The organism is Mesorhizobium terrae (assembly GCF_008727715.1).
Classification (GTDB): domain Bacteria; phylum Pseudomonadota; class Alphaproteobacteria; order Rhizobiales; family Rhizobiaceae; genus Mesorhizobium; species Mesorhizobium terrae.
The window spans coordinates 3,549,316-3,576,253 of the sequence record NZ_CP044218.1; the positions used below are offsets into that span (position 1 = coordinate 3,549,316).

At 62.7% G+C, this 26,938-nt stretch carries 27 protein-coding genes; 20 read left to right on the forward strand and 7 right to left on the reverse strand.

The annotated features are described in order from the left end of the window. Positions 1–321: 321 nt before the first annotated feature. Positions 322–912 (reverse strand): transglycosylase SLT domain-containing protein, encoded by a 591-nt coding sequence (locus tag FZF13_RS18290; RefSeq protein ID WP_024923517.1) that lies wholly within the window; start codon positions 910–912, stop codon positions 322–324. A gap of 216 nt (positions 913–1,128) precedes the next feature. Here FZF13_RS18290 and FZF13_RS18295 point away from each other — a divergent pair, with 216 nt between their 5' ends. The 4 genes from FZF13_RS18295 (at position 1,129) to FZF13_RS18310 (ending at position 5,964) form a co-directional block, all read left to right on the forward strand. Beyond that, positions 1,129–2,667, forward strand: coding sequence for a trimethylamine methyltransferase family protein (locus FZF13_RS18295; protein WP_024923516.1), 1,539 nt, complete (start codon positions 1,129–1,131; stop codon positions 2,665–2,667). Positions 2,668–2,793: 126 nt separating this feature from the next. Further along, positions 2,794–5,235 (forward strand): GcvT family protein, encoded by a 2,442-nt coding sequence (locus FZF13_RS18300; protein ID WP_024923515.1) that lies wholly within the window; start codon positions 2,794–2,796, stop codon positions 5,233–5,235. Positions 5,236–5,362: 127 nt separating this feature from the next. After that, positions 5,363–5,569 carry a type II toxin-antitoxin system VapB family antitoxin gene (locus FZF13_RS18305; RefSeq protein WP_161773044.1) on the forward strand — a complete coding sequence of 69 codons (207 nt, stop codon included), beginning with the start codon at positions 5,363–5,365 and terminating at the stop codon, positions 5,567–5,569. Next, the gene (locus tag FZF13_RS18310) at positions 5,569–5,964 is read left to right on the forward strand and encodes a type II toxin-antitoxin system VapC family toxin (RefSeq protein WP_024923513.1); all 396 of its coding nucleotides are present in this window, start codon (positions 5,569–5,571) and stop codon (positions 5,962–5,964) included. Before FZF13_RS18305 ends, FZF13_RS18310 begins: the two co-directional genes overlap by 1 nt. 78 nt (positions 5,965–6,042) lie before the next feature. On the opposite strand, the gene FZF13_RS18315 is transcribed toward FZF13_RS18310, so the two are convergent. Further along, the gene (locus FZF13_RS18315) at positions 6,043–6,819 is read right to left on the reverse strand and encodes a VOC family protein (RefSeq protein ID WP_024923512.1); all 777 of its coding nucleotides are present in this window, start codon (positions 6,817–6,819) and stop codon (positions 6,043–6,045) included. A gap of 266 nt (positions 6,820–7,085) precedes the next feature. Here FZF13_RS18315 and FZF13_RS18320 point away from each other — a divergent pair, with 266 nt between their 5' ends. From FZF13_RS18320 to FZF13_RS18345, 6 genes are all read left to right on the forward strand, one after another. Continuing rightward, a complete protein-coding gene (locus tag FZF13_RS18320) occupies positions 7,086–8,453 on the forward strand; it encodes an NAD(P)-dependent oxidoreductase (protein WP_024923511.1) in 1,368 nt (455 codons plus the stop codon). Between the two features lie 2 nt (positions 8,454–8,455). Continuing rightward, positions 8,456–9,769 (forward strand): NAD-dependent dihydropyrimidine dehydrogenase subunit PreA, encoded by a 1,314-nt coding sequence (gene preA, locus FZF13_RS18325; protein WP_024923510.1) that lies wholly within the window; start codon positions 8,456–8,458, stop codon positions 9,767–9,769. 113 nt (positions 9,770–9,882) lie between these two features. Then, the gene (locus FZF13_RS18330) at positions 9,883–10,401 is read left to right on the forward strand and encodes an RrF2 family transcriptional regulator (RefSeq protein WP_024923509.1); all 519 of its coding nucleotides are present in this window, start codon (positions 9,883–9,885) and stop codon (positions 10,399–10,401) included. Between the two features lie 18 nt (positions 10,402–10,419). After that, complete coding sequence (locus FZF13_RS18335; protein ID WP_024923508.1) at positions 10,420–10,878, forward strand: carboxymuconolactone decarboxylase family protein; 459 nt, start codon at positions 10,420–10,422, stop codon at positions 10,876–10,878. A gap of 68 nt (positions 10,879–10,946) precedes the next feature. Beyond that, positions 10,947–11,324: a DoxX family protein gene (locus tag FZF13_RS18340; protein ID WP_024923507.1), complete on the forward strand. Its 378-nt coding sequence runs from the start codon at positions 10,947–10,949 to the stop codon at positions 11,322–11,324. Positions 11,325–11,389: 65 nt separating this feature from the next. After that, positions 11,390–11,761, forward strand: coding sequence for a DoxX family protein (locus FZF13_RS18345; protein ID WP_024923506.1), 372 nt, complete (start codon positions 11,390–11,392; stop codon positions 11,759–11,761). 21 nt (positions 11,762–11,782) lie between these two features. On the opposite strand, the gene FZF13_RS18350 is transcribed toward FZF13_RS18345, so the two are convergent. Beyond that, positions 11,783–12,502 carry an SDR family oxidoreductase gene (locus tag FZF13_RS18350; protein WP_024923505.1) on the reverse strand — a complete coding sequence of 240 codons (720 nt, stop codon included), beginning with the start codon at positions 12,500–12,502 and terminating at the stop codon, positions 11,783–11,785. A 152-nt stretch (positions 12,503–12,654) separates the two neighbouring features. On the opposite strand from FZF13_RS18350, the gene FZF13_RS18355 reads away from it, so the two are divergent. Then, positions 12,655–13,527: a helix-turn-helix transcriptional regulator gene (locus FZF13_RS18355; protein ID WP_024923504.1), complete on the forward strand. Its 873-nt coding sequence runs from the start codon at positions 12,655–12,657 to the stop codon at positions 13,525–13,527. A 20-nt stretch (positions 13,528–13,547) separates the two neighbouring features. On the opposite strand, the gene FZF13_RS29325 is transcribed toward FZF13_RS18355, so the two are convergent. From FZF13_RS29325 to FZF13_RS18375, 4 genes are all read right to left on the reverse strand, one after another. Next, positions 13,548–14,246 (reverse strand): DUF4087 domain-containing protein, encoded by a 699-nt coding sequence (locus FZF13_RS29325; protein ID WP_024923503.1) that lies wholly within the window; start codon positions 14,244–14,246, stop codon positions 13,548–13,550. An 89-nt stretch (positions 14,247–14,335) separates the two neighbouring features. After that, positions 14,336–14,848, reverse strand: a complete 513-nt coding sequence (locus FZF13_RS18365) for a gluconokinase (RefSeq protein ID WP_024923502.1) — start codon at positions 14,846–14,848, stop codon at positions 14,336–14,338. Further along, entirely contained in the window at positions 14,845–16,194 is a 1,350-nt protein-coding gene (locus FZF13_RS18370) for a GntP family permease (protein WP_024923501.1), read from the reverse strand. The genes FZF13_RS18365 and FZF13_RS18370 overlap by 4 nt, the downstream gene beginning before the upstream one ends. Before the next feature lie 105 nt (positions 16,195–16,299). Beyond that, positions 16,300–16,938, reverse strand: coding sequence for a TetR family transcriptional regulator C-terminal domain-containing protein (locus FZF13_RS18375; protein ID WP_024923500.1), 639 nt, complete (start codon positions 16,936–16,938; stop codon positions 16,300–16,302). A 241-nt stretch (positions 16,939–17,179) separates the two neighbouring features. On the opposite strand from FZF13_RS18375, the gene aptA reads away from it, so the two are divergent. The 9 genes from aptA to FZF13_RS18420 all read left to right on the forward strand — a co-directional run bounded on the left by aptA (position 17,180) and on the right by FZF13_RS18420 (position 26,936). Continuing rightward, positions 17,180–18,508 carry an omega-aminotransferase AptA gene (gene aptA / locus FZF13_RS18380; RefSeq protein ID WP_024923499.1) on the forward strand — a complete coding sequence of 443 codons (1,329 nt, stop codon included), beginning with the start codon at positions 17,180–17,182 and terminating at the stop codon, positions 18,506–18,508. 168 nt (positions 18,509–18,676) lie between these two features. Continuing rightward, positions 18,677–19,927, forward strand: a complete 1,251-nt coding sequence (locus tag FZF13_RS18385) for a Zn-dependent hydrolase (protein WP_024923498.1) — start codon at positions 18,677–18,679, stop codon at positions 19,925–19,927. 130 nt (positions 19,928–20,057) lie between these two features. Further along, complete coding sequence (hydA, locus tag FZF13_RS18390; protein WP_024923497.1) at positions 20,058–21,509, forward strand: dihydropyrimidinase; 1,452 nt, start codon at positions 20,058–20,060, stop codon at positions 21,507–21,509. Positions 21,510–21,511: 2 nt separating this feature from the next. Beyond that, positions 21,512–21,886: a hypothetical protein gene (locus tag FZF13_RS18395; RefSeq protein WP_036254268.1), complete on the forward strand. Its 375-nt coding sequence runs from the start codon at positions 21,512–21,514 to the stop codon at positions 21,884–21,886. After that, a complete protein-coding gene (locus FZF13_RS18400; protein WP_150978958.1) occupies positions 21,883–22,674 on the forward strand; it encodes an ABC transporter ATP-binding protein in 792 nt (263 codons plus the stop codon). Before FZF13_RS18395 ends, FZF13_RS18400 begins: the two co-directional genes overlap by 4 nt. A gap of 6 nt (positions 22,675–22,680) precedes the next feature. Then, a complete protein-coding gene (locus tag FZF13_RS18405; protein WP_024923494.1) occupies positions 22,681–23,559 on the forward strand; it encodes an ABC transporter permease in 879 nt (292 codons plus the stop codon). Continuing rightward, the gene (locus tag FZF13_RS18410; protein ID WP_024923493.1) at positions 23,556–24,710 is read left to right on the forward strand and encodes an ABC transporter permease; all 1,155 of its coding nucleotides are present in this window, start codon (positions 23,556–23,558) and stop codon (positions 24,708–24,710) included. Before FZF13_RS18405 ends, FZF13_RS18410 begins: the two co-directional genes overlap by 4 nt. Positions 24,711–24,758: 48 nt before the next feature. Then, the gene (locus FZF13_RS18415; RefSeq protein ID WP_024923492.1) at positions 24,759–25,730 is read left to right on the forward strand and encodes an ABC transporter substrate-binding protein; all 972 of its coding nucleotides are present in this window, start codon (positions 24,759–24,761) and stop codon (positions 25,728–25,730) included. Positions 25,731–25,913: 183 nt separating this feature from the next. After that, a complete protein-coding gene (locus FZF13_RS18420) occupies positions 25,914–26,936 on the forward strand; it encodes an LLM class flavin-dependent oxidoreductase (protein WP_024923491.1) in 1,023 nt (340 codons plus the stop codon). Positions 26,937–26,938: the final 2 nt, after the last annotated feature.

Sequence of the window (26,938 nt, forward strand, 5' to 3'; positions counted from 1 at the left end):
ATCGTCGGCATCGGTCCGCAGATCGAGATCGCGCTCAATGAGCTCGGCATCTATCGTTTCGCGCAGGTCGCCGGCTGGACCGAGATCGAACGCGAATGGATGGACACGCGGCTGACGCTGCTTGGGCGCATCGAGCGCGACGATTGGGGCCGGCAGGCCAAGGCGTTGGCCGATGGCGGCGTGGAAGAATACATCCGGGTTTTCGGCCGCAAGCCGCACTAGGCCGGCTGAACGTATCCAGATTGGCGGCTTCCGGAAAATGGAGGCCGCGCCGGCCACAACGTCGCATCGATGCAGATGAGGCTATCGCCAAGTCTCGGGTCAGCGGCAGTTCTGCAACTGCCCGCGGTAGCGGTCTGCCATTGCGGCGGTGTCGCGCGCATAACGCTGCACGCCGGCATTGGAGCGCCATTCGCCGCGCTTGTAGCTGCCCCAGCCGAGATAATAGGCGAGGTAGAGATTGTAGGTGTCGTCGCGACCGACGCCGAAAGTGTCGATCGTCTTTGAGTGGTACCAACCGACGAAATCGACAGCGTCGCCGAAATTGGTGCGGCTGGCGGTGAAGTTGCCGGTCTCGCGCCGGTATTGGCTCCAGGTGCCGTCCAGCGCCTGCGAAAAGCCATAGGCGCTGGAAATGCGGCCCCAGGGAATGAAGCCGAGCAGCTTGCGGCGCGGCGGCCGGGCATAGCTGTTGAAACCGGATTCCTTGCGCACCGTTGCCATCAGCACATGCACCGGCACGCCATATTTGCGCTGCGTGCGCTCGGCCGACGACTGCCAGTCGTTGAACCAGCCGTCGCGTTGGTCGAAGACGGCACAGACGTCGTTGATGCGGTTGGGCGTGCTCGCGCAGGCGGCCAGCGCCAGCGGAACACCGATCACTAAAACTCGACTAAAACTATACGCACGCATGCGCCAGCATTAGCCGCAAATCATAAAGGGAGTCTTTCGTGGCTCCTTAACCTGTTTGGCGGTTACAAGGCGGAACGTTAGAAATAATGATAATTCGACGCGTAAATGTCGTATTATTTATATTATGTAGCAAATACGACGCTTCAGATAAAATCTCGTCCATATGTGTCGCATTCCTGATAGTTCAGGCGGCCAAACCGCGTTCTGATACGAAGCATGACCGCTCTTCGCACCAGACGCAGTGCCGAGCGCACCCATGCCAAAGGCGGGGCGCCCATTCCGCAGTTGCCGGCGCGCCGGGTCGAAAATCCCTACCCACCGATGGCGCTACTTTCGCCGGACCAGGTCGAGGCGATCCATCTGGCCTCGCTGCACATCCTGGAAAATCTCGGCATGGAGGTGATGAACAGGCGTGCGCTGGCGCTGTTCGAGCGCGCTGGTGCCGATGTCGACCACAGCGCCATGACGGTGCGGCTCGATCGCGGGCTGGTCGCCGAGGCGTTGAAGACGGCACCTGCGGCCTACACCCTGTCGTCGCGCAACCCAGCCCGGCAGATGGCGATTGGCGGCAACGTCATCAACTTCACGCTGGTGGCGGGACCGCCCAATGTGCATGACCGTGAACGCGGCCGCCGCGCTGGTAACATGCGCGACTATCGTGAGCTGGTCAGCCTGGCGCAACATTTCAACTGCATCCACATGCTGGGCAACCAGGTTTGCGCGCCGATCGAACTGGCGGCCAACACGCGTCATCTCGACACCTATCTTGCCAATCTGACGCTGACCGACAAGCCGTTCCACGTATCGGCCATCGGCAGGGGCAGGGCGCTGGATGGGATCAACATGATGGCGATCGCGCGCGGCCTCAGCCTGGAGGAGGTCGCTGCCGACCCGGGTGTCGGCACCATCATTTCCGTCAATTCGCCGCGCCGCTTCGACGAGATGATGCTGGAAGGGCTGATGGCCATGGCCGAGTACGGCCAGTCGGTCTGCATCACGCCGTTCACGCTGATGGGGGCGATGAGCCCGGTGACGCTTGCGGGTGCGCTGGCGCAGCAGAATGCAGAGGCGCTGTGTGGCATCGTGCTGACCCAGCTGGTGCGGCCTGGCTGCCCGGTTATGTATGGTGCCTTCACTTCCAACGTCGACATGCGCTCGGGCGCGCCGGCCTTCGGCACGCCGGAAAACACCAAGGCTAACATCGCTTCCGGGCAGATGGCGCGACGCTACAACCTGCCTTACCGCACCACGCCGGGGTCTGCCTCCAACGCGGCCGACGCGCAAGGAACCTACGAGACGCTGATGGCGCTGTGGGGTGCGGTGCTCGGCCACGGCAATCTGGTCTACCATGCCGCCGGTTGGCAGGAGGGTGGGCTGACGGCGTCGTTCGAGAAGTTCATCATCGATGTCGAGATGGTGCAGCACATAATGGAGTTCCTGCGTCCGATCGTTGTCGATGATGGCGAACTGGCGCTCGATGCTTTGGCGGGTGTGCCGACCGGCGGTCATTTCTTCGGCGAGCCGCACACGTTGGAACGCTACGCGACGGCCTTCTACCAGCCGCTGCTTTCCAACTGGCAGAACTACGAGGCGTGGACAGAGGCCGGCGCGATGGACGCGACACAGCGCGCCACCGGAGTGTGGAAGAAGGCGCTGGCCGACTATGTCCAGCCGCCGATGGACGAAGGCGTGCGCGAGGAGCTCGAAGCCTATGTGGCCAGGCGCAGGCAAGAAATCGGCGCGGACGAACCATGACGGCCACCGCAGCGCTACCTTTCCCGCGAGGGAAGGCGGAGCGCGGTGCAGCTGATATCTTGATTCAACACGTTCCAACCCAGATTCACGCAACTTTCCCAACTCTTTGAAGCAGAAGAGAAAATCATGAAATCGCATGCAAGGGTCGTTGTCATCGGCGGCGGTGTCGTCGGCTGTTCGGTGCTGTTCCATCTGGCGCGCGCCGGCTGGATGGACGTCGTTCTGCTGGAGCGCGACGAACTAACCTCCGGCTCGACCTGGCATGCCGCTGGCGGCATGCACACGATCAATGGCGACCCCAACGTCGCCAAGCTGCAGAAATACACGATCAGCCTCTACAAGGAGATCGAGGAACTTTCCGGGCAAGCGACCGGCGTGCATCTGACCGGCGGTGTGTTCCTTGCGGCCACCGAAGCGCGCATGGACTGGCTGCGCAACATGGTGGCCAAGGGCCGCTATCTCGGCATCGAACTCGAGGAGATTTCCCCGCGCGAAGCGGCGGAACTGATGCCGCTGATCGATCCCGGCCAGTTCGTCGGCGCCATCCACAACAAGGAGGACGGCCATCTCGACCCGTCCGGCGTGACCCACGCCTATGCCAAGGCCGCGCGAAAACTCGGCGCGCAGATCGAGCGATTCACCAAGGTCGAGGACATCGTGCGCCGGCCGGACGGTCTGTGGCGCGTCATCACCAACAAGGGCGAGGTGGTGGCCGAGCATGTCGTCAATGCCGGCGGCCTGTGGGCGCGCGAGGTCGGCCGCATGGTCGGGTTGGAACTGCCGGTGCTCGCCATGGAGCACATGTATCTGATCACCGAGGACATGCCCGAGGTCGCTGCCTGGAACAAGAAGACCGGCATGGAGATCATGCATGCCGTCGATTTCGACGGCGAACTTTATCTGCGCCAGGAGCGCGGCGGCATGCTGATGGGTACCTATGAGAAGGCCGGCAAACCTTGGTCGGAACAGTCGACGCCCTGGGATTTCGGCCACGAACTGCTGGAGCCCGATATCGACCGCATCGCGCCGTCGCTGGAAGTCGGCTTCCGCCATTTCCCGGCCTTCCAGAACACCGGCATCAAGCAGATCATCAATGGGCCCTTCACCTTCGCGCCGGACGGCAATCCGCTGGTCGGGCCGGTGCGCGGCCTGCCGGGTTTCTGGCTTGCCTGCGGCGTCATGGCCGGGTTCAGCCAGGGCGGCGGCGTCGGGCTGGCGCTCGCCAACTGGATGATGCATGGCGACCCCGGCGCCGATATCTGGGCGATGGACGTTGCGCGCTACGGCGGCTGGGCTTCCATGGCCTATACCAACGCCAAGGTGCGGGAGAACTATTCGCGCCGTTTCTCGATCCGTTTCCCCAACGAGGAATTGCTGGCCGGCAGGCCGCTGAGGACGACACCGGTCTACGATCTACTGGCGACGGAGGGTGCTCAATTCGGCGCGTCCTACGGGCTGGAAGTGCCGCTGTGGTATGCGCCGGAAGGCGTCCGCGACGCGTTCTCCTGGCGCCGCTCGACCGATTTCGAACATGTCGCCAATGAGGTGCGAGCCGTGCGCGAACGCGTTGGCCTGTCGGAGATTTCCTCCTTCGCTAAATATCGGGTGACCGGCGAGGGGGCCGGAACCTGGCTGGACAGATTGCTTGCCTGCAAATTGCCAGCGCCGGGGCGCATGACGCTTGCACCCATGTTGAAGGAAGACGGCAAGCTGATCGGCGATTTTTCGCTGGCCAATCTGGGGCCAGGCAACGCCGGCGACGAAGAGTGGTTCATCGCCGGTTCCGGACTTGCCGAGCAGTATCATATGCGCTGGTTCGAACGGCATTTGCCGGCCGAGGGGTCGGTGAAGGTCGAGGCGCTCGGGTTGAGCCGTGTCGGCCTGTCGATCGCCGGACCGCACGCCCGCGATCTGCTGGCAAAGGTCACCCGCGCCGACGTCTCGGCGGCGGCCTTCAAATTCATGGATATCAAGCGGACGGAGATTGGTCTTGCCCCATGCCTCGTCGGTCGCGTCAGCTATACGGGTGACCTCGGCTACGAAATCTGGATGGCGCCGGAATATCAGCGCCATGTGCTTGAAACCTTGATGGAAGCCGGCAAGGAATTCGGCGTCGGTTTGTTCGGTTCGCGGGCGCTCAACGCGCTTCGCCTTGAAAAGAACTACGGCTCCTGGGCGCGCGAATACCGGCCGATCTATGGGCCGCTGGAGGCCGGGCTCGACCGTTTCGTCGCCTATTCGAAGCCGGCCGATTTCTTCGGCAAGCAGGCGGCGGTCGTCGAACGTGCCTCCGGCGGCAAGCTGAGGCTGCGGAGCTTCGTCGTCGATGCCGTGGACGCCGACGTCATCGGCGACGAGCCGATCTGGCATGGCGGTTCGGTGCGGGGATGGGTAACGTCCGGCGGCTACGCTCATCACTCCGGCGTGTCGGTGGCGATGGGCTACGTGCCGAAGGAGATCGCCGACGAGAGCGACGGCTTCGAGATCGAATATCTGGGACGGCGCCATGCCGCCCGTATACAGCCCACGCCGCTGTTCGACGGCAATCAGGAGCGGATGAGGGGGTAGTGGTTTCTAGATAGCCGTTCCCATTGTGTTCTTGTTTTCTACAAGATACAATGATGATTGTACAAATCACTTGTGGTTGTGGACATAAATGGCTATACACGTGCAAGATGAGGAGACCGATTGGCTTGTGCGCGATTTCGCGCGGAAGCGTGGGGTGGGTATAACTGCAGCTATAAAACTCGCGATCGAAGAGGCGACCAGCCACGAGCGGCAGGGGGTCGAGGAGTTCGCCCGGCGGATCGAGCCGATTATCGAGCAAATCAGGGCGCTTAAAGCCAATGGGTTTGAGGATGAGAAAGCTTTTATGGATGATATGTGGGGGGAGAATGACTGATGTTTGTCGAGACCTCCACAATCGTGGGCATATTGCTTGAAGAGCCTGACAAAAAAGATTTGCTCGCTCGGCTGCATGCCGCGGTTGGGCCAGTGACGTCCGTGGTTAATGAGGTAGAAGCAGCGATATCCATAGGCCGACGAATCCGGGATTTTACTTTGGCCGGGAAGTTGGTTGGCGACTTCCTGGAAAAGGCCGGAATCCGCGTTTTGCCAGTAACTCCGGATATTTATGAAGACGTGGTTCGCGCTTATGCGCGTTATGGTAAGGGTACCGGCCACGCGGCGAAGTTGAATTTTGGCGACTGCTTCTCCTATGCAATTGCAAAGCAAGCCGGAATTCGGCTGCTGTGTAAAGGAAATGATTTTACGCAGACCGATATTTCACTGGCCTGAGTTGCCGTGATGTTCATCTGAGGCGGCAGGCGGGGCAGGCGAGATAGCGATCAACCTGCCCCGTGAAAATCGGGGCGTTCAGCGCCCTGGCGCGACCATGGCGAAGTAAGCGCCCTGCGGGTCCTGGCATTGCACGATCCATTGGCCGCTCGGCACTTCCATCGGCCCCATCACCACCTTGCCGCCACGGTCGGTGACCCGCTTGGCGGCGGCATCGATGGCCGGCACGTTGAAATAGAACAGCCAGGCCGGCACGGACATCTGCTCGGGCTTGTTCATCATGCCGCCGATCGGTTCGGCCCCGGCGGTGAAGAGCTGGTAGATGCCCATCGGTCCCATGTCGAAAGGATCGCCTTTCGCCCAGCCGAACTGGCCGGAATAGAAATCGAAGGCCTTTTGCCAATCGGTGGCGAACAGTTCATGCCAGCCGATATGGCCGGGCGTGCCCAAGGGCACTGGCGGCTGGTCGGGGCCGTTGGGCTGCAGGAACATGAAGCCGGCGCCCTGCGGGTCGGCGACGACGGCGAAGCGTCCGACACCGGGGATGTCGTCGGGCGCGCGGTGAACGGCGCCGCCGGCCTTGGTCAGCGAGGCCACCGAAGCTTCGATGTCCCTTGTGTAGATATAGCCGACCCAGGCGGGTGGCATGCCCATCTTGGCGGCGTCCTCGGGCAGCGTCATCAGGCCGCCGACGCCACGGTCGCCGGCATTGACGACGATGTAGCGCGGCATGCCTGGCGATTTCTCGAAGGGTTCGGGCCGCCAACCGACGACTTCGGTGTAGAAGGCCTCGGCGGCGTCGAGGTCGGTTGTCATCAATTCATACCAGAAGAAGCTTTTCGAGGCATTCGGCATGTCGGGCTCCCTTACGTTTCCTGCCGTCTTCCATAGGCGCATGGTTCGCCATGCTGCGGCAGGGCGATCATAGGACGCCGAGCCGGACGGAATTCCGACAGCAAGTCAAAATATTTCGCGTAGCGGCAAATATCCGCAATAAATCATGACTACAAAAGTCATGTTATTTTTGAGCTTTTTCAAGCACTTATCTTGAAAATTGACCAATTGATAAAAAAACAAAACGTGCTAGCCTTTCCTCAAAACCACAACAATGGGGAACCGGAATGACAACAGGTCATTTCAAGGAGGGCATAGCTGGCGGCCGGCTGTCGCCCGAGGCTTATGCCGACAATTTTTCCGATCTGCATCCACCGCTCGACCATCACGAAGCGCTGGTCGAATCCGACCGGTGCTACTTCTGCTACGACGCGCCTTGCATGCAGGCCTGCCCGACGTCGATCGATATCCCGATGTTCATCAGGCAGATCGCCACCGGCAATCCGCTAGGATCGGCCAAGACCATCTTCGACCAGAATATCCTCGGCGGTATGTGCGCCCGCGTCTGCCCGACCGAAACATTGTGCGAGGAAGCCTGCGTGCGCGAGACCGCCGAGGGCAAGCCGGTGCAGATCGGCCGCCTGCAGCGTTATGCCACCGACGTGGCGATGGACGAAGGCAAGCAATTCTACAAGCGCGCGAAATCGACCGGCAAGAAGGTTGCCGTGGTTGGCGCCGGTCCCGCCGGTCTTGCTGCCGCGCACCGGCTGGCCCGTCACGGTCACGAGGTGAAGATTCTGGAGGCTCGCCCCAAGGCCGGTGGCCTCAATGAATACGGCATCGCCGCCTATAAAAGCGTAGACGATTTCGCCCAGGCCGAGGTCGACTATGTGACCGCCATCGGCGGCATTGCGATCGAGAACGACAAGGCGCTAGGCCGCGACTTCCAGCTCTCCGAGCTGACCAAGCAATATGATGCCGTTTTCCTCGGCATGGGGCTTTCCGGTGTCAACGCGCTGCGCGCCGATGGCGAAGATGCCGATGGCGTCGCCAACGCGGTCGACTTCATTGCCGAGCTGCGTCAGACCAGCGATCTTGCCGGCCTGCCGGTCGGGCGCCGCGTCGTCGTCATCGGCGGCGGCATGACGGCGGTGGATGCTGCCGTGCAGTCCAAGCTGCTCGGCGCCGAAGAGGTGACGATCTGTTACCGCCGCGGCCAGGAGCACATGAACGCCTCCGGCTTCGAGCAGGATCTGGCCGCCGCCAACGGTGTCACCATCCGCCACTGGCTGCAGCCCAAAAAGGTCGTTTCCGATGGTGGCAAGGTCGTCGCCGTCGAGCTCGAATACACGGCCATCAAGGGCGACAAGCTCGGAGGCACCGGTGAGACGCTAAGGCTCGCCGCCGACCAGGTGTTCAAGGCCATCGGCCAGTCGTTCCAGCCCGCCGCGCTCAACGGCAGCGGGCAGGCGATGGCGCTGGAGAACGGCCGCATCCAGGTCGATGCGGAGGGTCGCACCTCGCTGGCCAAGGTGTGGGCAGGTGGCGACTGCGTGGTCGACAGCCGCGAGGACCTCACCGTCTCGGCGGTGGCGGCCGGGCGCGATGCCGCCGAAAGCATCCATCGGGCACTCACCTCGAATGGGGGGGCATGAGCATGGCGGATATTCGCAACAATTTCATCGGCATCAAGTCACCCAACCCGTTCTGGCTGGCTTCGGCGCCGCCGACCGACAAGGCCTACAATGTCGAGCGCGCCTTCAAGGCGGGCTGGGGCGGCGTGGTCTGGAAGACATTGGGCGAGGAAGGCCCACCGGTGGTCAACGTCAACGGGCCGCGCTACGGCGCGATCTGGGGTGCCGACCGTCGTCTGCTCGGCTTGAACAACATCGAGCTGATCACCGATCGCGACCTGCAGACCAACCTGCGCGAGATGAAGCAGGTGAAGAAGAATTGGCCCGACCGCGCACTGATCGCCTCGATCATGGTGCCTTGCGTGGAAGAGAGCTGGAAGGCGATCCTGCCACTGGTCGAGGAGACCGAGGCCGATGGCATCGAGCTCAATTTCGGCTGTCCGCACGGCATGAGCGAACGCGGCATGGGCGCGGCCGTCGGCCAAGTGCCGGAATATATCGAGATGGTGGTGCGCTGGTGCAAGCAGTACACGCGCATGCCTGTGATCACCAAGCTGACGCCCAACATCACCGACGTGCGCAAGCCGGCGCGCGCGGCCAAGGCCGGCGGCACCGACGCGGTGTCGCTGATCAACACGATCAATTCGATCACGTCGGTCGATCTCGACTCGTTCTCGCCGGAACCGTCGATCGACGGCAAGGGCAGCCACGGCGGCTATTGCGGCCCAGCGGTCAAGCCGATCGCGCTGAACATGGTGGCCGAGATCGCCCGTGATCCGGAAACCCGTGGCCTGCCGATTTCCGGCATCGGCGGCATCACCACCTGGCGCGACGCGGCCGAGTTCCTGGCGCTGGGTGCCGGCAACGTGCAGGTATGCACGGCGGCGATGACCTATGGCTTCAAGATCGTACAGGAAATGATCGCCGGTCTCGAGAACTGGATGGACGAGAAGGGTCATCGTTCGCTGGACGACGTCATCGGCCGCGCCACGCCCAACGTTACCGACTGGCAGTATCTGAACCTGAACTACATCGCCAAGGCGCATATCGACCAGGACGCCTGCATCAAATGCGGTCGCTGCCACATCGCCTGCGAGGACACCTCGCACCAGGCGATCACCTCCATGGTGGACGGTGCTCGCCATTTCGAAGTGATGGAAGACGAGTGCGTGGGCTGCAATCTCTGCGTCAACGTCTGCCCGGTGGAAGGCTGCATCACCATGGTGCCGCTGGGCGCCGGCGTGCTCGATCAGCGTACGGGCAAGCCGGTCGATCCTGCCTATGCCAACTGGACGACACACCCGAACAACCCGATGGCCAAAGTGGCCGCCGAATAGGGTCTGACGGAAAACGAAAAAAGCGGTGCAGTGATGCACCGCTTTTTTGCTCCCTCTATTGACGATAAAAAATATCCACGATATTAAATATCCATGATTAAGGAGAAGCAATCGTGAAGTTGAGCGAAGGCGTCGAAGCGGCGATCCACTCCACTGCCATGCTTGCCGCGATCGAGCACGGGGCAACCATGCCGGCCTCTGCCTTGGCGGAAGCGTTCGGCCTGTCGCCCAGCTACCTGCTGAAGCATCTGCAGGCGTTGACGGCTGCGCGCATTCTCGAATCCGTACCCGGTCCGACCGGTGGATACCGCCTGGCGCGTGTGCCGGAAAAGATCTCGCTGCTCGACATCGTACTGGCCGTCGACGGCGCGCGTCCGGCGTTTCGTTGCGGCGAGATTCGCCGCAACGGCCCGGCCAAGATCGACGCGTCTGCCTATGTTCAGCCATGCGGCATCAATGCCGCGATGCTGCGTGCCGAGCGCGCCTATCGCACGGCACTCGCCGCGGAGAAGCTTTCCGACATTATCGCCGAGTTCATGGCCGACGCCGACCCGCGCGTCGTCCAGACCGCCTGCGCGTTCGCAGTGAACCACGCCCGGCCGCAGAAAACCGCTCAGAACCGTAACCAGTAACTTGTGAAAGGACCGATCATGCAACCCAGGATGGATTTTTTCGCCGAGGCGCCGCAGCTGATGAAATATGTCATCAGCCTCAATCGGGCTGTGGACGAATGCGGCCTCGACAAGGGGTTGCTGCATCTCATCAAGCTGCGCGCTTCGCAGATCAACGGCTGTTCCTATTGTGTCGACATGCACAGCCGCGAGGCGCGTGACGACGGCGAGAGCGAACAGCGTGTCTACCTCGTCTCCGCTTGGAAGGAATCGCCGCTCTACAGCGAGCGTGAGCGTGCCGCTTTCGAATGGGTGGAAACCGTCACCAACATCGCCGAAGCCGGCGTGCCGGAGGCGCTTTACGACAAGGGCTCCAAGCTGTTCAGCAAGGAGGAACTGGTGAAGCTCACCGTTGCCGTCGCCATGATCAATGTCTGGAACCGGCTCTGCGTGACCTTCCACGCCGTCCATCCGGTGCCGGCCGCCAAAGCCGCATAAGAACCGAACATTTTTTGCAGAAAGGGCGCGGGTAGCCGCGCCCTGTTTTTTCAAGAGGGATCAATACGATGCATGCCAATTTTCATAACGAGATTCTGTTTGTCGGCCGTTTTCTGATGGGCGGCGCTTTTGTCTTCGCCGGGCTGCGCAACATCCAGAACATGGCATTTCTGGCGCAGATGATGGGCGCGCGCGGCGTGCCGCAGGCGGCGACCGTATTGTGGCTTGGCATCGTCGCGCAGATCGTGGCGGGCGTGCTGCTGATGGTAGGCTTCTGGACCGCACCGGCGGCGGCGCTGCTTCTTCTGTTTCTCTTGGCTGCCACGCCGATGTTCCACAATTTCTGGGACCATCAGGGCCCGGACCGCGCCGCCAAGATCAACGGTTTTGTCGGCAATATCGCGCTGGCAGGTGGCTTCCTTACCCTGCTCTCCGTCGCGCAATAAGGTTGACTAGGCGTCGGGCGAGCGCTTCAAGCACAGGAGCGCCGCTTAACGCCCCGGGGGAGACGATGATCGCGGAAACCTTGATGCTGGTCGGCCGCCTTGTTTTCGGTGGCTTCTTCCTGATTGCGGGCATCCGCAACTTTACCCATTTCAGCGAACGCAGAACGACCGCCACCACCAATTACGGCTGGTTGCTGCCGGCACCCGTGATGGCCGCCGGCTTCGCGGTCCAGTTTTTCGGCGGGCTGCTGCTCGTCCTCGGCATCTGGACGGTTCCGGCAGCGGCGGCGCTGATCGTCTTCCTGGTGCTGGCGACGGCGCTCTATCACAATCTGTTCCTGTTCCAAGGGGCCGAGCGCGACCCGCACCTCTATTTCACCCTGGTCAACATCACGCTGGCCGGCGGTCTTCTCATGGTGATCGCCGGTGCGCTGTGAGCGTTGGAGGTACCCAGCCGGTCAGGCGACCAGGCTCAGGCCGCCGTCGCAATAGAGCCGCTGACCGGTGACGAAGCTGTTGCCGATCAGGAAGGCGATGGTATCGGCGACGTCCTCGGAGGTGCCGATGCGACCGGCGGGCGCGAGCCCGGCGAAATGCGCGAAAGCTTGGCTGCGTTGTTCCGCCGGCAAGGTGTTCCACCACGGCGTGTCGATGACGCCCGGCGCCACCGCATTGACCCTCAGTGGCTTGAGTTCGGCGGCCAATGCAACGACGGGGCTGTTCATGGCGCCGTTGACGGTCGCCACTCCGGCCATGCCCGGCGAACTCATCGCTGCCGACGCGGCCGAGACAAAGGTGATCGAGCCGTCCTTGCGGATCGTCTTCAGCGCGATCTGGGCCGACAGCAATTGTGCCTGCACCTTCTCGATGAAGCCTTGCGAAAGGTCGGCCAGATCGAGTTCGGCGAAGGTGCCGAGGCCGCGCCCGCTGCTGACCGTGGTCACCAGATGGTCGAAGGGGCCGACCTTGTCGAACAAGGCGCGCAAGGCAGCCGCATCCGTGGAGTCCGCGATTATGGCTGAAGCCTTGCCGCCGAGGTGCCTGTTGGCAGCGTCAAGCTTTGCGGCATCGCGCCCGGCGATGGTGACGCGGTAGCCGCGTTCGATCAGCGTCGCTGCGGTGGCGAGGCCGATGCCGGAGGAGCCGCCAATGACGATGACATGCTGGTTCTTGCTCATTTCGATGCCTTTCTCTTGGGCCTTTTTGATGTTCGTGCCATCGCTGCCGGTCAGGCGGCGACGCCGATGGCTGCAAGATGGCGTTTGACAAAACGCCAGGCAGGACCAAAGTTATCCTGGTATCGATACTACTATTCTGAACTGGAACTGCGATGGGCGATGTCCTGGAGGCGCGCAGGCGCGAATTCGGCGCTTTCCTGCGATCGCGGCGCGAAAAGCTGACGCCGGCGGAGATCGGGCTGCCGTCAGGCGCGCGCCGGCGCACGCCAGGCCTGCGGCGTGAGGAAGTGGCGATCGCGACCGGCATCGGTACGACCTGGTATACGTGGCTGGAGCAGGGGCGCGACGTCAAACCCTCCGCCGAAGTGCTGGAGCGGCTGGCTGATACGCTGAAACTGTCGATCCCGGAAAAGCGTCACCTCTACATCATCGCCGGTCGTCCGCTGCCCACCTGCACCGTGCCGGTGCGGGAAGCGGTCAGTCCAAGACTGCTGCGGCTGATCGACGGGTTCCATCTGCAGCCAGCGCAAATCATCGGCCGCCGCTGGGATGTCCTGGCCTGGAACAGCGCGGCCACGGCCGTCTTCGGCGACTATGGCGCGCTGCCTGCGGCGGAACGCAACGTCGTCTACCAGACCTTCCTCAATCCCGAGCGCAGCCAGCGCATGGAGGACTGGGAGGACATCGCCAGATTGGTGCTCGGCCATTTCCGCATGGATAGCGCCAGATATTTCGACGACCCGGGATTTGCCGGACTGATCGAAACGTTGAACGTCGGCAGCCCGGCGTTTCGCGAATGGTGGCCGAAGCGGGATGTGGTGCGCCTGCTTTCGGGCACCAAGCATTTCCACCACCCGACGGCCGGGAGGCTGAGTTTCGAATACACGTCGCTGTCGCCGGACGACGGTTCCGACATGCGTATCTTGGTCTACCAGCCGCTGGACGAGGACGACACGGTCGGCAAGCTGGGTGACCTGCTGCAGGACATGGCAACGCGACGCGAACTTGCCGCTACAGATGCTTGAACCAGCGTCGCGGTTGAGGTCTACAACTTGCTTTCAGAAGGCAGGCTCTTGTCTTTCCTGCAGGTGACAAGCGGAAGGGTCTTACCGCCCGTTACGCTTTTCACTGTCTTGGTCGCAGGGTCGGTGGTCAGCTTCACGCACGCGCAGCCATAGCCGTAATTGCCGTTCGACTTCACATATTGCTTTGGATTGAAGTCCGGCAGTTTGTCCATGCCGGTGGCTTCGGCGCCGCCCTGCGCGGCGAGCACCCAGGTTGCGTCCTTGTCGGTCAGCCACCAGTTGCCGGGTGTCGGATTGGCCAGCCAGCCGCAACGGTTTTCGATCTGTCCGGCCGCGGCGTTTGCGTTTGAAGCTGCCGATGCGGATGCGCCAGAACAACGCTTGTAGAGCACCGGCTTGCCCATGCCGAACCCTTGCGGATTGTAGAGCATCAGGTCCTTGTCGTTGGCATATTCGAAGTTATCGACATTGCCTTCCTCCGTGTAATGGATGGCGCCGTAACCGCGCGGGCTTTCCTTCGCCGCAAAAAAGACGGCCTGGGATTTCTGCCCTTTGTATTGGAGCGTGTTGGCGGTGACGGTGACCGTTGTGCCGCTGCATTTGCCGGCCTCAGCCCACACGCCTTGCGCGGCAGTTGGAACTTTCGTGTCATCGGCGAAAGCCGGCACCGACCCGGAGCAGACTACAATCAGACTGGCGACGAACAATTTCAGGCGCATTATTTCCTCCCCCACGGCATATGCACGCCCGCTAATTCTGCACGTGTGCGGACTAGGTTCAAGGCGATTGGTATCGGTGGCTGCTTTTCTCAGGCGAGGCGCAAGCGGTCGATGACCTGCTCCGCCTCTTCGATCGGGCTCTCGCCGATGTCGATGACGGCGCCTGCTTCATCAGGTTGCAGTGGTTCCAGCGTCGCGATCTGCGAATCGAGCAGGCTCGCCGGCATGAAATGACCTTTGCGCGCGCCCATGCGCTGCATCAGCAGCTCTCGCGATCCGGCGAGGAGAGCAAAGGCCACCACGCCCTTTTGGCTCTCGCCGCGCAGGATGTCGCGATAGGACCGCTTTAGCGAGGAGCAGGTGACGAGCGCGGGCCGGCCGGTGCGGATGCGCTCGTCGATCCAGCGGGCGATGGCCCCCAGCCAGGGGCGGCGGTCGTCATCGGTAAGCGGTATGCCGTGGCTCATCTTCTCGATGTTGGCCTTGGGATGCAGCTCGTCGCCTTCGAGGAGATCCCATCGTAGCCGTTCCGCCACAAGGCCGGCAATCGTCGATTTGCCGGAACCCGAGACACCCATTACCACCACGACGACCGGCTTCACAGGAAGGCCCCGAGGATGAGGACGCCGACTAGCCCGCAGACGGAAATGATGCATTCCATCAGCGTCCAGGTCTTCAGCGTCTGGCCGATGTCCATGTTGAGATAACCCTTCACCAGCCAGAAGCCGGCGTCGTTCAGATGCGACAGGAACAGCGAGCCCGACCCGATGGCAAGCACCATCAAAGCGCCCTGGGCCGGCGGCAGACCGGCGGCGACCGGCGCCAGGATGCCGGCGGCGGTGACGGTTGCGACGGTGGCCGAACCGGTGGCGACGCGCACGAGGACGGCGACGAACCAGGCCAGGAACATGACCGGCAGGCCGCTGCCGCTGATCGCGGTGGCGATGACGGCGCCGATGCCGGTATCGACCAGGACCTGTTTGAAGCCGCCGCCGGCGCCGACGATGAGCAGGATGCCGGCGATGGGGCCAAGCGAGCTCTCCAGGCTGTGGGCCACCGCCTTCTTCGGCATCTGGAACATCAGTGCGCCGGCGATGACGGCTATTCCAAGCGCAATCAGCGGTTCGCCCAGCACATGCAGGGCGGCCGGAACAAAGGCCTTCGAACCGGGTGCGACGACTTCCGAGATGGCGCGGGCGAGCATCAGCACCACCGGCAGCAGGATGGCGGTGACGGCGGTCGCGAAGCTCGGCTGAGCGGTAGAGGGCGCCTGATCGCTTGCGGTAGGGGCGAACAGTTGCGGGGTCGGAACCTTGACCCAGCGATCGGCGATGGTCGCGAAAATCGGACCGCTGATGATCACGCTCGGTATGGCGACGAGTACGCCGAGACCGAGGGTGAGGCCGAGATTGGCGCCGAGCGTGCTGACGGCGACGAGCGGACCGGGATGCGGCGGCACCAGGCCATGCATGGCCGACAGGCCGGCCAGCGTCGGGATTGCGATCTTGACGATGGATTGACCGGATCGCTGGCTGACCAGCAGGATCACCGGCATCAGGAGCACCAGGCCGATCTCGAAGAACATCGGCAGGCCGATGATCGCGCCGACCAGTCCCATGGTCCAGGGCAGCATCTGCGGCTTCGATCGGCCGACCAGCGTGTCGACAATGCGGTCGGCGCCACCCGAATCGGCCAGCAGCTTGCCGAACATCGCACCCAGTCCCATCAGGATGCCGACGCCGGCCATTGTCGCGCCGAAGCCCTTGGTGAAGGAGGTTATCGACCCGGCCGCGCCGAGATTGGCGGCGAGGCCGACGCCGAGCGCCCCAATGGACAGGGACAGGAAGGGATGCAGCTTCAGCCAACTGATCAGGATGACGATCGCGGCAACGCCGGCAAGCGCGGCGATGATTAGCTGGGCATCGCCGGCGGTGGCAGCCTGTTCCATGCAGTGTCCTCCATGCCCCCACATGCATTAGTTCGCACGATTGCACGGGAGGTCAATGCCGGTTTCTGGAAACTTTCCGCTGTACGGCGATAGGGGCCGGAGGAATCAGCCCGCGCCGGTTTTCGGTTGCAGTCCCTCGAGGAAGAGCTGTTCCAGGAAGCGGGCTGCGTCCTCGAAGCGGCCTTCGCCACCACGATCTGGACCAAGCACGGCGCGCACCTGGACGTCGAAATCGGCATAATGCTGGGTCGTCGCCCAGATCGAGAAGATCAGGTGCCAGGGGTCGGTGCGGGCGATCTTGCCGGCCCGCATCCAGCCCTTGATGACGGCGGCCTTTTCCTCCACCAGGTTTTTCAGCTCGCCCTCCAGCATCGGCATGATGCGCGGCGCGCCCTGCAGGATCTCGTTGGCGAACAGCCGGCTCTCGCGGGGATAGTCGCGCGCCATCTCCAGCTTGCGGCGGATGTAAGACCGCAACTCCGTCAACGGGTCGCCAATGTCGTCGAGCTCGCGCAGCGGCGCCAGCCAGGTTTGCAGCAGGCGCTGGATCAGCGTTTCGTGGATCTCTTCCTTGCGCCGGAAATAATACAGCAGGTTCGGTTTCGACATGCCCGCCGCTTCCGCGATCTGGTCGATGGTCGAGCCGCGGAAACCGTGCATGGCGAAGACTTCGAGCGCGGCTTCGAGGATCAGCTCGCGCTTTTCTTGCTGGATGCGGGTGCGGGGTGGGGCGGGGGCGTTCATGGCGCGGACCACCCGTTGAATGGCAAGGCGTTCCGGGTAATCTGGACCAATTGTCTGGACCAGTTTTTGCTGGGCTGTGGAGCGCGCTTCAAATGCGGCATTTCCGCTAGTAATCCCTTGACCGTCTTCATGGCGGTGCTAACGTTTGTCCATCCGGTCAAAAATTTGCGTAGCACGAAAACGCGCCGAAGACCAAGCGTTGGCCGCACCGAAACGAAGCAGTGAAAGGAAAGGCTTGGTCATGTCCAATCGGCTCAAGGTAACGCCGAACGATCTCAGTGCATTCTGGATGCCGTTCACGGCAAACCGGCAATTCAAACAGGCGCCGCGCATGCTGGTCGGTGCCAAGGACATGCACTACACGTCCTCGGACGGTCGTAAGATCCTGGACGGCACTGCCGGCCTGTGGTGCGTCAACGCCGGTCACTGCCGGCCGAAGATCACCGAGGCCATCCAGCAGCAGGCGGCGGAACTCGACTACGCCCCGGCCTTCCAGATGGGCCACCCGATCGTGTTCGAACTGGCGAACCGGCTGGTCGACATCGCGCCGAAAGGTATGGACCACGTCTTCTTCACCAATTCCGGCTCGGAATCGGTCGACACCGCGCTCAAGATGGCGATCGCCTATCACCGCGCCAAGGGTAACGGCTCGCGCTTCCGCCTGATCGGCCGCGAGCGCGGCTATCATGGCGTCAATTTCGGCGGTATCTCGGTCGGCGGCATCGTCAACAATCGCAAGATGTTCGGCACGCTGCTCACTGGCGTCGACCACATGCCGCACACCCATCTGCCCGAGAAGAACGCCTTCACCAAGGGCGTGCCGGAGCATGGCGCCGAACTCGCCGACGAATTGGAACGCATCGTCACGCTGCATGACGCCTCGACCATCGCCGCCGTCATCGTCGAGCCGGTCGCCGGCTCCACCGGCGTCATCCTGCCGCCGAAGGGTTATCTGCAGCGCCTGCGCGAAATCTGCACCAAGCACGGCATCCTTTTGATTTTCGATGAGGTCATCACCGGGTTCGGCCGTCTCGGCACGCCGTTCGCCGCCGACTATTTCGGCGTGACGCCCGACATCATCACCACCGCCAAGGGTGTCTCCAACGGTGTCATCCCGATGGGTGCGGTGTTCGCGACCAAGGAAATCCACGACACGTTCATGACCGGCCCGGACCACATGATCGAGTTCTTCCACGGCTACACCTATTCGGGCAATCCGATCGCCTGTGCCGCGGCACTCGGCACGCTGGACACCTACAAGGAAGAGGGCTTGCTCACCCGCGGCGAGGAGCTCGCACCCTATTGGGAGGATGCGCTGCATTCGCTGAAGGGCGAGCCGCATGTTATCGACATCCGCAACATCGGCCTGATCGGCGCCATCGAGCTTGCGCCGATTGCCGGACAGCCGACCAAGCGCGCCTTCCAGGCTTTCGTGAAGGCATATGAGCGCGGCGCGCTGATCCGCACCACCGGCGACATCATTGCGCTGTCGCCGCCGCTCATCATCACCAAGGGCCAGATCAACGAGCTGATCGACCATGTCCGTGAAGTGCTGAGGGCGATCGACTAGCGCGTCGATCCGAAAATCGGAATCGATTTTCGGAAAGCACGATGCGTGGACTTAAAGTGTTGGAGCGCCGCGCGTCCGAATGGACGCGCGGCGCTCCAAAAGCCAAACGTTGCGGCTGGCGTCGGGAACCGCCGGCCGCAACGCTGACTGAACAATGAGAGGATGGTAATGGCCGCACCCGGCGAGAATCTGCGCATCAATCCCGATCGTCTTTGGGATTCCCTGATGGAGATGGCCAAGATCGGCCCGGGCGTCGCTGGCGGCAACAATCGCCAGACCTTGACCGACGCGGACGGCGAAGGGCGGCATCTGTTCAAGCGCTGGTGCGATGCGGCGGGGCTCGAAACCGGCATCGACAAGATGGGCACCATGTTTGCCCGCCGCGAAGGGACGGATCCCAACGCGTTGCCGGTCTATGTCGGCTCGCACCTCGACACCCAGCCGACCGGCGGCAAGTATGACGGCGTCCTTGGCGTCCTCGCCGGGCTGGAGGTCATCCGCACGCTGAACGACCTCGGCCTCAAGACCAAGCACCCCGTTGTCGTCACCAACTGGACGAATGAGGAAGGCGCGCGCTTCGCGCCGGCGATGCTGGCGTCCGGCGTCTTTGCCGGCGTCCATACGCTGGACTACGCCTATTCGCGCAAGGACCCGGACGGCAAGACGTTTGGCGACGAGTTGAAGCGCGTCGGCTGGCTCGGCGATGAAGAGGTGGGCGCGCGCAAGATGCACGCCTATTTCGAATACCATATCGAGCAGGGGCCGATCCTCGAGGCGCAGAACAAGCAGATCGGCGTGGTCACTCACGGCCAGGGCCTGTGGTGGCTCGAATTCACACTTGTCGGCAAGGAAGCGCATACCGGCTCGACCCCGATGAACATGCGCGTCAATGCCGGGCTCGCCATGGCCCGCATCTTCGAGATGGTACAGAAGGTGGCGATGGACAACCAGCCAGGCGCCGTCGGCGGCGTTGGCCAGGTCAAGTTCTCGCCCAATTCGCGCAACGTGCTGCCGGGCACCGTCATCTTCACCGTCGATATTCGTTCGCCCGAACAGGCCAAGCTCGACCGCATGCGCGCCGCGATCGAGACCGAAGCTGCCAGGATCGCCAAGGAACTGGGCGTCGGCTGTTCGGTCGAGGCGGTCGGCCATTTCGACCCCGTCACCTTCGACCCGACGCTGGTTGCCCGCGTGCGCGCCGCTGCGGAGAAGCTGGGCTATTCGCACATGAACATCATTTCGGGCGCCGGTCACGACGCCTGCTGGACAGCGCGCGTGGCGCCGTCGACGATGGTCATGTGCCCCTGCGTCGACGGGCTGTCGCACAACGAGGCCGAAGACATTTCCAAGGAATGGGCCGCCGCCGGTTGCGACGTGCTGTTCCACGCGGTGGCGGAGACTGCGGAGATCGTCGAATAAGGCGACTTTGGAGGACAAGCCATCGATCCCCGGCCAAAATCGATGCACTTATTGTCCAAAGTCGCCTGATCTGAATCACATACCGAACGCAGCTCACAAGAAGCGCGAACGAAACAAGGGAACAAGAACGATGACCAGAGTGATCAGGAACGGTACCGTCGTCACGGCCGACCGGACTTGGAAGGCCGACGTGCTGATCCAGCACGGCAAGATCGTCGCGATCGGCCAGAACCTGCATGGCGACCATGAGTTCGACGCCACCGGCTGCTATGTGATGCCTGGCGGCATCGACCCGCACACCCATCTCGAAATGCCGTTCATGGGCACCTATTCGGCCGACGATTTCGAAAGCGGCACCCGCGCCGCCCTTTCCGGCGGCACGACCATGGTGGTCGATTTCTGTCTGCCGGCGCCGCAGCAATCGCTGCTCGAAGCGCTGCAGATGTGGGACAACAAGACCTCCAGGGCGGCATGCGATTTTTCGTTCCACATGGCCATCACCTGGTGGGGCGAGCAGGTCTTCAACGAGATGAAGACCGTGGTCGACAAGGGCATCACCTCGTTCAAGCACTTCATGGCCTATAAGGGTGCGCTGATGGTGGACGATGACGAGATGTATGCGTCGTTCCAGCGTTGCGCCGAACTCGGCGCGCTGCCGCTTGTGCATGCCGAGAATGGCGACGTCGTCGCCGCCCTTTCGCAGAAGCTGCTTGCCGCCGGCAACAACGGGCCGGAGGCGCATGCCTATTCGCGCCCGCCGGAAGTGGAGGGCGAGGCGACCAACCGCGCCATCATGATCGCCGACATGGCGGGCGTGCCGCTTTATGTCGTGCACACCTCCTGCGAGCAGGCGCATGAGGCGATCCGGCGCGCTCGCCAGAAGGGCATGCGCGTCTATGGCGAGCCGCTGATCCAGCATCTGGTGCTCGACGAGAGCGAATATTTCAACAAGGACTGGGACCATGCCGCGCGGCGCGTGATGAGCCCGCCCTTCCGCAACAAGCTGCACCAGGATTCGCTGTGGGCAGGCCTGCAGGCGGGTTCCCTGCAAGTGGTGGCCACCGACCATTGCGCCTTCACCAGCAAACAAAAGCGTTTCGGCGTCGGCGACTTCACCAAGATCCCGAACGGCACCGGCGGCCTTGAAGACCGCATGCCGGTGCTGTGGACGGCCGGCGTCAACACCGGCCGGCTGACCATGAACGAGTTCGTGGCGGTGACCTCGACCAACATCGCCAAGATCCTGAACATGTATCCGAGGAAGGGCGCCATCGTCGAAGGCGCGGATGCCGACATCGTGGTTTGGGACCCCAAGCGCAAGAAGACGATCTCTGCCAAGGCCCAGCAGTCGGTGATCGACTACAATGTCTTCGAGGGCTACGAGGTGACCGGCCTGCCGCGCTTCGTGTTCTCGCGCGGCGAACTGACGATCCAGGAGGCCGAGGTGAAGACCAAGGCCGGCCATGGCGAGTTCGTGGCGCGCGAGCCGAATGGCGCGGTCAACCGGGCGCTGTCGGCCTGGAAGGAGATCACCGCGCCGCGCAAGGTCGAGCGCACCGGCATTCCCGCGACGGGGGTTTGAGCTTGCGTCCGCTCCTCTGGTTCGCAGCCGCTGCGGTTTTCGCGGCGGCGCCGGTCCATGCGGCCGGCATTGATGTCAGCAAGCCGTATGGCAACAAGTCCGGCTGCATCAACAAGGATGGCCAGCAGGTCTATGCCGAGGATATGCTGCTCGTCACCAAGACCGATTTTGTTACGGCGGCGAGCGCCTGCACCATCAAGGAAAGCAAGCAGAACGCCGACGGCTCTCTGCTTTTGAAAACTGAATGCGAGGCCGAGGGCGAGGAGGGCAAGGCGCCTGCCGAGTTCACGCTAAAGCCAAGTCCGAAGAACAAGAAGAAGCTCATCGTTGTCGATGACAGCGGCTTTGTCATGGGGGAAGTGTCGCAGTGCAAATGACCGCCGTAGAGCCAGCCGTCGTCGCGGCAAGCAAAATCGGTCTTACCTTCCAGACCAATGACGGGCCGGTGCAGGCGCTGAGCAATGTCGATCTCACCATCGGCAAGGGTGAATTCGTCTCCTTCATCGGGCCTTCGGGCTGCGGTAAGACGACGTTCCTGCGCGTCATCGCCGATCTGGAGAAGCCGACTTCCGGTTCCATCACCATCAACGGCATGACGCCTGAACAGGCACGCGAGAAGCGCGCCTATGGTTATGTGTTCCAGGCGGCCGCCTTGTTCCCCTGGCGCACCATCGAGCGCAATGTGGCGCTGCCGCTGGAGATCATCGGCCTGCCCAAGGCAGAGCAGGCCGAGCGCATCAAGCGCACGCTGGAACTGGTCAATCTTGCCGGCTTCGAGAAGAAATATCCCTGGCAGCTGTCGGGTGGCATGCAGCAGCGCGCCTCGATTGCCCGCGCGCTTGCCTTCGAGGCTGATCTTCTTTTGATGGACGAACCGTTCGGCGCGCTGGACGAGATCGTGCGCGATCACCTGAACGAGCAGCTGCTGCAACTATGGGCCGCGACCGACAAGACGATCTGTTTCGTCACCCACTCGATCCCGGAAGCGGTCTATCTGTCGACGCGCATCGTTGTCATGTCGCCGCGGCCCGGCCGCGTCACCGACGTGATCGAATCGACGCTGCCGAGGGAACGCCCGCTCAACATTCGTGAGACGCCGGAGTTTCTTGCCATCGCGGCCCGCGTGCGCGACGGGCTGCGCGCCGGCCATTCCTACGAGGATTGACGGAGCATGGATACCCTTCGCTCCAAGATCATCCCGGTCACCACGATCCTCGCGATCATCGTGATCATTTGGTATGTCGGCGCGGTGGCGATGAACGCGCCGTTCCAGCGCGACATGGACAGCCGCAACAACGTCACGCCCGGCACGGTCGAGTTCATCGGCAAGACATTGTCGCAGCCGAAGCCGACGTTGCCGGCGCCACATCAGGTGGCTCAGAACTTTTTCGAGAACACGTTCGAACGCAAGATCACCAGCAATCGCAGCCTCGTCTACCATGCCTGGGTGACGCTCTCCTCGACGCTGCTCGGCTTCGCCTTCGGCACGGCGCTGGGCATCGCGATTGCCGTCGGTATCGTCCATGTGACGACGCTCGATCGCAGCCTGATGCCGTGGATCATCGCCTCGCAGACCATCCCCATTCTGGCGATCGCGCCAATGGTGATCGTTGTGCTGGCCGCCATCGGCATCACCGGGTTGATCCCGAAGGCACTGATTTCGACCTATCTTTCCTTCTTCCCGGTCGCGGTCGGCATGGTGAAGGGACTGCGCTCGCCGGAACTCATGCATCTCGACCTCATGCACACCTACAACGCCAGTTCCACGCAGACCTTCTGGAAGCTGCGGGTGCCGGCCTCGGTGCCGTTCCTGTTCGCCTCGATGAAGGTGGCGGTGGCGGCAAGCCTGGTCGGCGCCATTGTCGGCGAGTTGCCGACCGGCGCTGTTGCCGGCATCGGCGCAAAATTGCTTGCCGGTGCCTATTACAGCCAGACCATCGACATCTGGTCGGCGCTGGTGGCGGGCTCGATCGTGGCGGCACTTCTGGTTGCGCTGGTCGGGCTGGCGGGTCGCCTGGTTGACCGCGCCATGGGCGGGAGGCCGGCATGAAAGGCTTGAAACCGTCCTGGCAGGCTGTACTCGCAATCGTGCTCTGCCTTGTCGCGGCGGCACTCGGCGCCATAAGCGCACCGGAGGCAGTTGCCTCGGCCCAGCCCACGGCCACGATCAACTACCCTTACATGGGCACAAAAGCCCTGATGTACGGGATCGTCATCGCGGCCGGGCTCCTGTCCATGTTGGCGCTCGCGCCGGCGCTCGAAGCCTTGGCGCTGTTCGTCGGTTCGAGCATGGCTGCGTTCTTGCTGGTGCGTGGCATCGCCGGCTTCGAGGGCACGGCGCTGGCGCCATATTTCCTTGTGCTGGCCGCCGCCTGGCTGCTCGGCTGGCGTTGCGTGGCGGCGCTGTCGTCGATGAAGCCGTCGCAACGATGGATGTCGACGGCACTGAAGCTCGCCATTCCGGCGCTGTTCGGCGCCTGGATCCTGGTGTTGTGGGAGGCGATTACCCGCGGCGCCGGCATTCCGTTCATCCTGTTGCCGCCGCCAAGCTCGGTCGGCGCGCGCATCGTCAATTCGCTTCCCGTGCTGTGGGCCGACGTCAACCAGACCATCTTCCGCTCGGTGCTGATCGGTTATGTGCTGGGCTGCGGGTCGGGCTTCGTTGCGGCCATTCTCGCCGATCGTTTCGTTTTCCTGCGACGCGGGCTGATCCCGATAGGCAACATGGTGTCGGCGCTGCCGATCATCGGCGTGGCACCGATCATGGTGATGTGGTTCGGCTTCGACTGGCACTCCAAGGCGGCCGTCGTCATCATTATGACCTTCTTCCCGATGCTGGTGAACACGGTGGCGGGGTTGGCGGCGTCCGGGCACATGGAGCGCGACCTGATGCGCACCTATGCCTCGAACTACTGGCAGACGCTGGCGAAGCTCAGGCTGCCGGCGGCGGCGCCCTTCATCTTCAACGCGTTGAAGATCAATTCCACCCTGGCGCTGATCGGCGCCATCGTCGCCGAATTCTTCGGCACGCCGGTGGTCGGCATGGGCTTCAGGATATCGACCGAGGTCGGCAGGATGAATGTCGACATGGTCTGGGCCGAAATCGCGGTTGCAGCACTTGCGGGTTCGGTCTTCTATGGCGTGGTCGCGCTCATCGAACGAGCAGCCACGTTCTGGCATCCGTCTGTCCGGGGAGGCTAGGCGGAGAAGAATAAAGAGGGTTTGGGTTCAACTTCAGAGGGTAAGAACATGAAAAAACTGATGGTTTCGATGCTGGCGTCGGCAATGTCGCTGGCGGCTTTCCAGGCGATGGCCGCCGACAAGGTGACGCTGCAGCTTAAATGGGTCACGCAGGCACAGTTCGCCGGCTACTATGTCGCCAAGGACAAGGGCTTCTACAAGGAAGAAGGGCTGGACGTCGACATCAAGCCGGGCGGCCCGGACATCGCGCCCGAACAGGTGATTGCCGGCGGTGGCGCCGACGTCATCGTCGACTGGATGGGCGGCGCCCTGGCCGCGCGTGAAAAGGGCGTGGGGCTGGTGAACATCGCCCAGCCTTTCAAGAAGGCCGGCATGGAACTGGTCTGCCCGAAGAACGGGCCGATCAAGACCGAGGCCGACTTCAAGGGCCACACGCTGGGCGTCTGGTTCTTCGGCAACGAATATCCGTTCTATGCCTGGATGAACAAGCTGGGCCTCAAGACGGAAGGCGGACCGGATGGCGTCACCGTGCTCAAGCAGAGCTTCGACGTGCAGCCGCTGATCCAGAAGCAGGCTGACTGTATCTCGGTGATGACCTACAACGAATACGGACAGGTGCTCGATGCCGGTTACAAGCCGGAAGACCTGGTCGTTTTCAACTATTCGGCAATGGGCAACGATCTGCTCGAGGACGGGCTCTACACGATCGAGGACAAGCTGAAGGACGCGGCCTTCGAGGACAAGATGGTGCGTTTCGTGCGCGCCTCGATGAAGGGTTGGAAATACGCCACCGAAAACACCGACGAAGCTGCTGGAATCATCGTGGAAAATGGCGGTCAGGACGAAAACCACCAGAAGTTCATGATGAAGGAAGTGGCCAAGCTGGTCGACAACGCCGACGGCAAGCTGATCCCGGCCGCCTATGAGCGTACCGCCAAGGCATTGCTCGACCAGAAGATCATCACCAAGGCACCGACCGGCGCCTACACTACGGCGATCACCGACAAGGCGATCAAGTAAGCGCTATTGGCTTCATGCTGAATCGGAAAGGGGCGGGCAACCGCCCCTTTTTGTTTGAGCCCTAAGATGTCGTCCTCGCGGCAGAGACAGTGCGTGCTCGAACATCGACCCCGAACGGCTTGATCCGTTGGGCCGTGCCGCCTAGCTAAGTCGCGACAAACCCTCCAACGTGTTGGGCATTCCATGAAAAAGATCGGCTTTCTCTCCTTCGGCCATTGGTCGCCATCGCCGCAGTCCGGCACGCGTTCGGCGGCGGATGCCTTGCTTCAATCGATCGACCTCGCCGTGGCAGCGGAAGAGCTGGGTGCGGACGGGGCCTATTTCCGGGTGCATCATTTCGCTCGCCAGCTGGCGTCGCCGTTCCCGCTTCTGGCGGCGGTGGGAGCCCGGACCAAAAAAATCGAGATCGGCACGGCGGTCATCGACATGCGCTACGAGAACCCGCTCTACATGGCCGAGGACGCCGGGTCCGCCGACCTGATCGCCGGCGGACGCCTGCAGCTCGGCATCAGCCGGGGCTCGCCCGAGCAGGTCATCGACGGCTGGCGTTATTTTGGTTACGCGCCGCAGGACGGCAAGACCGACGCCGACATGGCCAGGCAGCACAGCGAGGTGTTCCTCGATCTGTTGCGCGGCCAGGGGTTCGCGCAGCCCAATCCGCAGCCGATGTTCCCCAACCCGCCGGGACTGCTCAGACTGGAGCCGCATGCGCCCGGTCTGCGCGACCGCATCTGGTGGGGTGCTGCCACCAACGCAACCGCTGAATGGGCGGCGAAGCTCGGCATGAACCTGCAAAGCTCGACGCTCAAGTTCGACGAGAGCGGCAAGCCTTTGCATGTCCAGCAGGCCGAGCAGATCCGCGCCTATCGGGAAGCCTGGAAGGCGGCCGGCCATGAGCGCACGCCGCGCGTTTCGGTCAGCCGTTCGATCTTCGCCTTGGTCAACGATCTCGACCGTGCGTATTTCGGCCGCAGCGGCGAAAGCACCGACCAGTTCGGCTATATCGAACCGGAGAAACGCGCCGTTTTCGGGCGCAGCTACGCGGCGGAGCCGGACGTACTGGTCGAACAGCTGCGCGGCGACGAGGCGATCGCCGAGGCTGACACCTTGCTGCTGACGGTGCCGAACCAGCTCGGCGTCGAATACAACGCCCATGTGATCGAGGCGATCGTCAAGCACGTGGCGCCAGCGCTAGGCTGGCGCTAGGT

Coding starts and splice junctions, on each gene's coding strand:
- FZF13_RS18300 (WP_024923515.1), top strand. CDS start 2,794: ATGAAATCGCATGCAAGGGTCGTTGTCATCGGCGGCGGTGTCGTCGGC.
- FZF13_RS18310 (WP_024923513.1), top strand. CDS start 5,569: ATGTTTGTCGAGACCTCCACAATCGTGGGCATATTGCTTGAAGAGCCT.
- FZF13_RS18355 (WP_024923504.1), top strand. CDS start 12,655: ATGGGCGATGTCCTGGAGGCGCGCAGGCGCGAATTCGGCGCTTTCCTG.
- FZF13_RS18315 (WP_024923512.1), bottom strand. CDS start 6,819: ATGCCGAATGCCTCGAAAAGCTTCTTCTGGTATGAATTGATGACAACC.
- FZF13_RS18400 (WP_150978958.1), top strand. CDS start 21,883: ATGACCGCCGTAGAGCCAGCCGTCGTCGCGGCAAGCAAAATCGGTCTT.
- FZF13_RS18340 (WP_024923507.1), top strand. CDS start 10,947: ATGCATGCCAATTTTCATAACGAGATTCTGTTTGTCGGCCGTTTTCTG.
- FZF13_RS18420 (WP_024923491.1), top strand. CDS start 25,914: ATGAAAAAGATCGGCTTTCTCTCCTTCGGCCATTGGTCGCCATCGCCG.
- FZF13_RS18335 (WP_024923508.1), top strand. CDS start 10,420: ATGCAACCCAGGATGGATTTTTTCGCCGAGGCGCCGCAGCTGATGAAA.
- FZF13_RS18295 (WP_024923516.1), top strand. CDS start 1,129: ATGACCGCTCTTCGCACCAGACGCAGTGCCGAGCGCACCCATGCCAAA.
- FZF13_RS18320 (WP_024923511.1), top strand. CDS start 7,086: ATGACAACAGGTCATTTCAAGGAGGGCATAGCTGGCGGCCGGCTGTCG.
- aptA (WP_024923499.1), top strand. CDS start 17,180: ATGTCCAATCGGCTCAAGGTAACGCCGAACGATCTCAGTGCATTCTGG.
- FZF13_RS18350 (WP_024923505.1), bottom strand. CDS start 12,502: ATGAGCAAGAACCAGCATGTCATCGTCATTGGCGGCTCCTCCGGCATC.
- FZF13_RS18410 (WP_024923493.1), top strand. CDS start 23,556: ATGAAAGGCTTGAAACCGTCCTGGCAGGCTGTACTCGCAATCGTGCTC.
- FZF13_RS18370 (WP_024923501.1), bottom strand. CDS start 16,194: ATGGAACAGGCTGCCACCGCCGGCGATGCCCAGCTAATCATCGCCGCG.
- FZF13_RS29325 (WP_024923503.1), bottom strand. CDS start 14,246: ATGCGCCTGAAATTGTTCGTCGCCAGTCTGATTGTAGTCTGCTCCGGG.
- FZF13_RS18375 (WP_024923500.1), bottom strand. CDS start 16,938: ATGAACGCCCCCGCCCCACCCCGCACCCGCATCCAGCAAGAAAAGCGC.
- FZF13_RS18405 (WP_024923494.1), top strand. CDS start 22,681: ATGGATACCCTTCGCTCCAAGATCATCCCGGTCACCACGATCCTCGCG.
- FZF13_RS18345 (WP_024923506.1), top strand. CDS start 11,390: ATGATCGCGGAAACCTTGATGCTGGTCGGCCGCCTTGTTTTCGGTGGC.
- hydA (WP_024923497.1), top strand. CDS start 20,058: ATGACCAGAGTGATCAGGAACGGTACCGTCGTCACGGCCGACCGGACT.
- FZF13_RS18290 (WP_024923517.1), bottom strand. CDS start 912: ATGCGTGCGTATAGTTTTAGTCGAGTTTTAGTGATCGGTGTTCCGCTG.
- preA (WP_024923510.1), top strand. CDS start 8,456: ATGGCGGATATTCGCAACAATTTCATCGGCATCAAGTCACCCAACCCG.
- FZF13_RS18385 (WP_024923498.1), top strand. CDS start 18,677: ATGGCCGCACCCGGCGAGAATCTGCGCATCAATCCCGATCGTCTTTGG.
- FZF13_RS18415 (WP_024923492.1), top strand. CDS start 24,759: ATGAAAAAACTGATGGTTTCGATGCTGGCGTCGGCAATGTCGCTGGCG.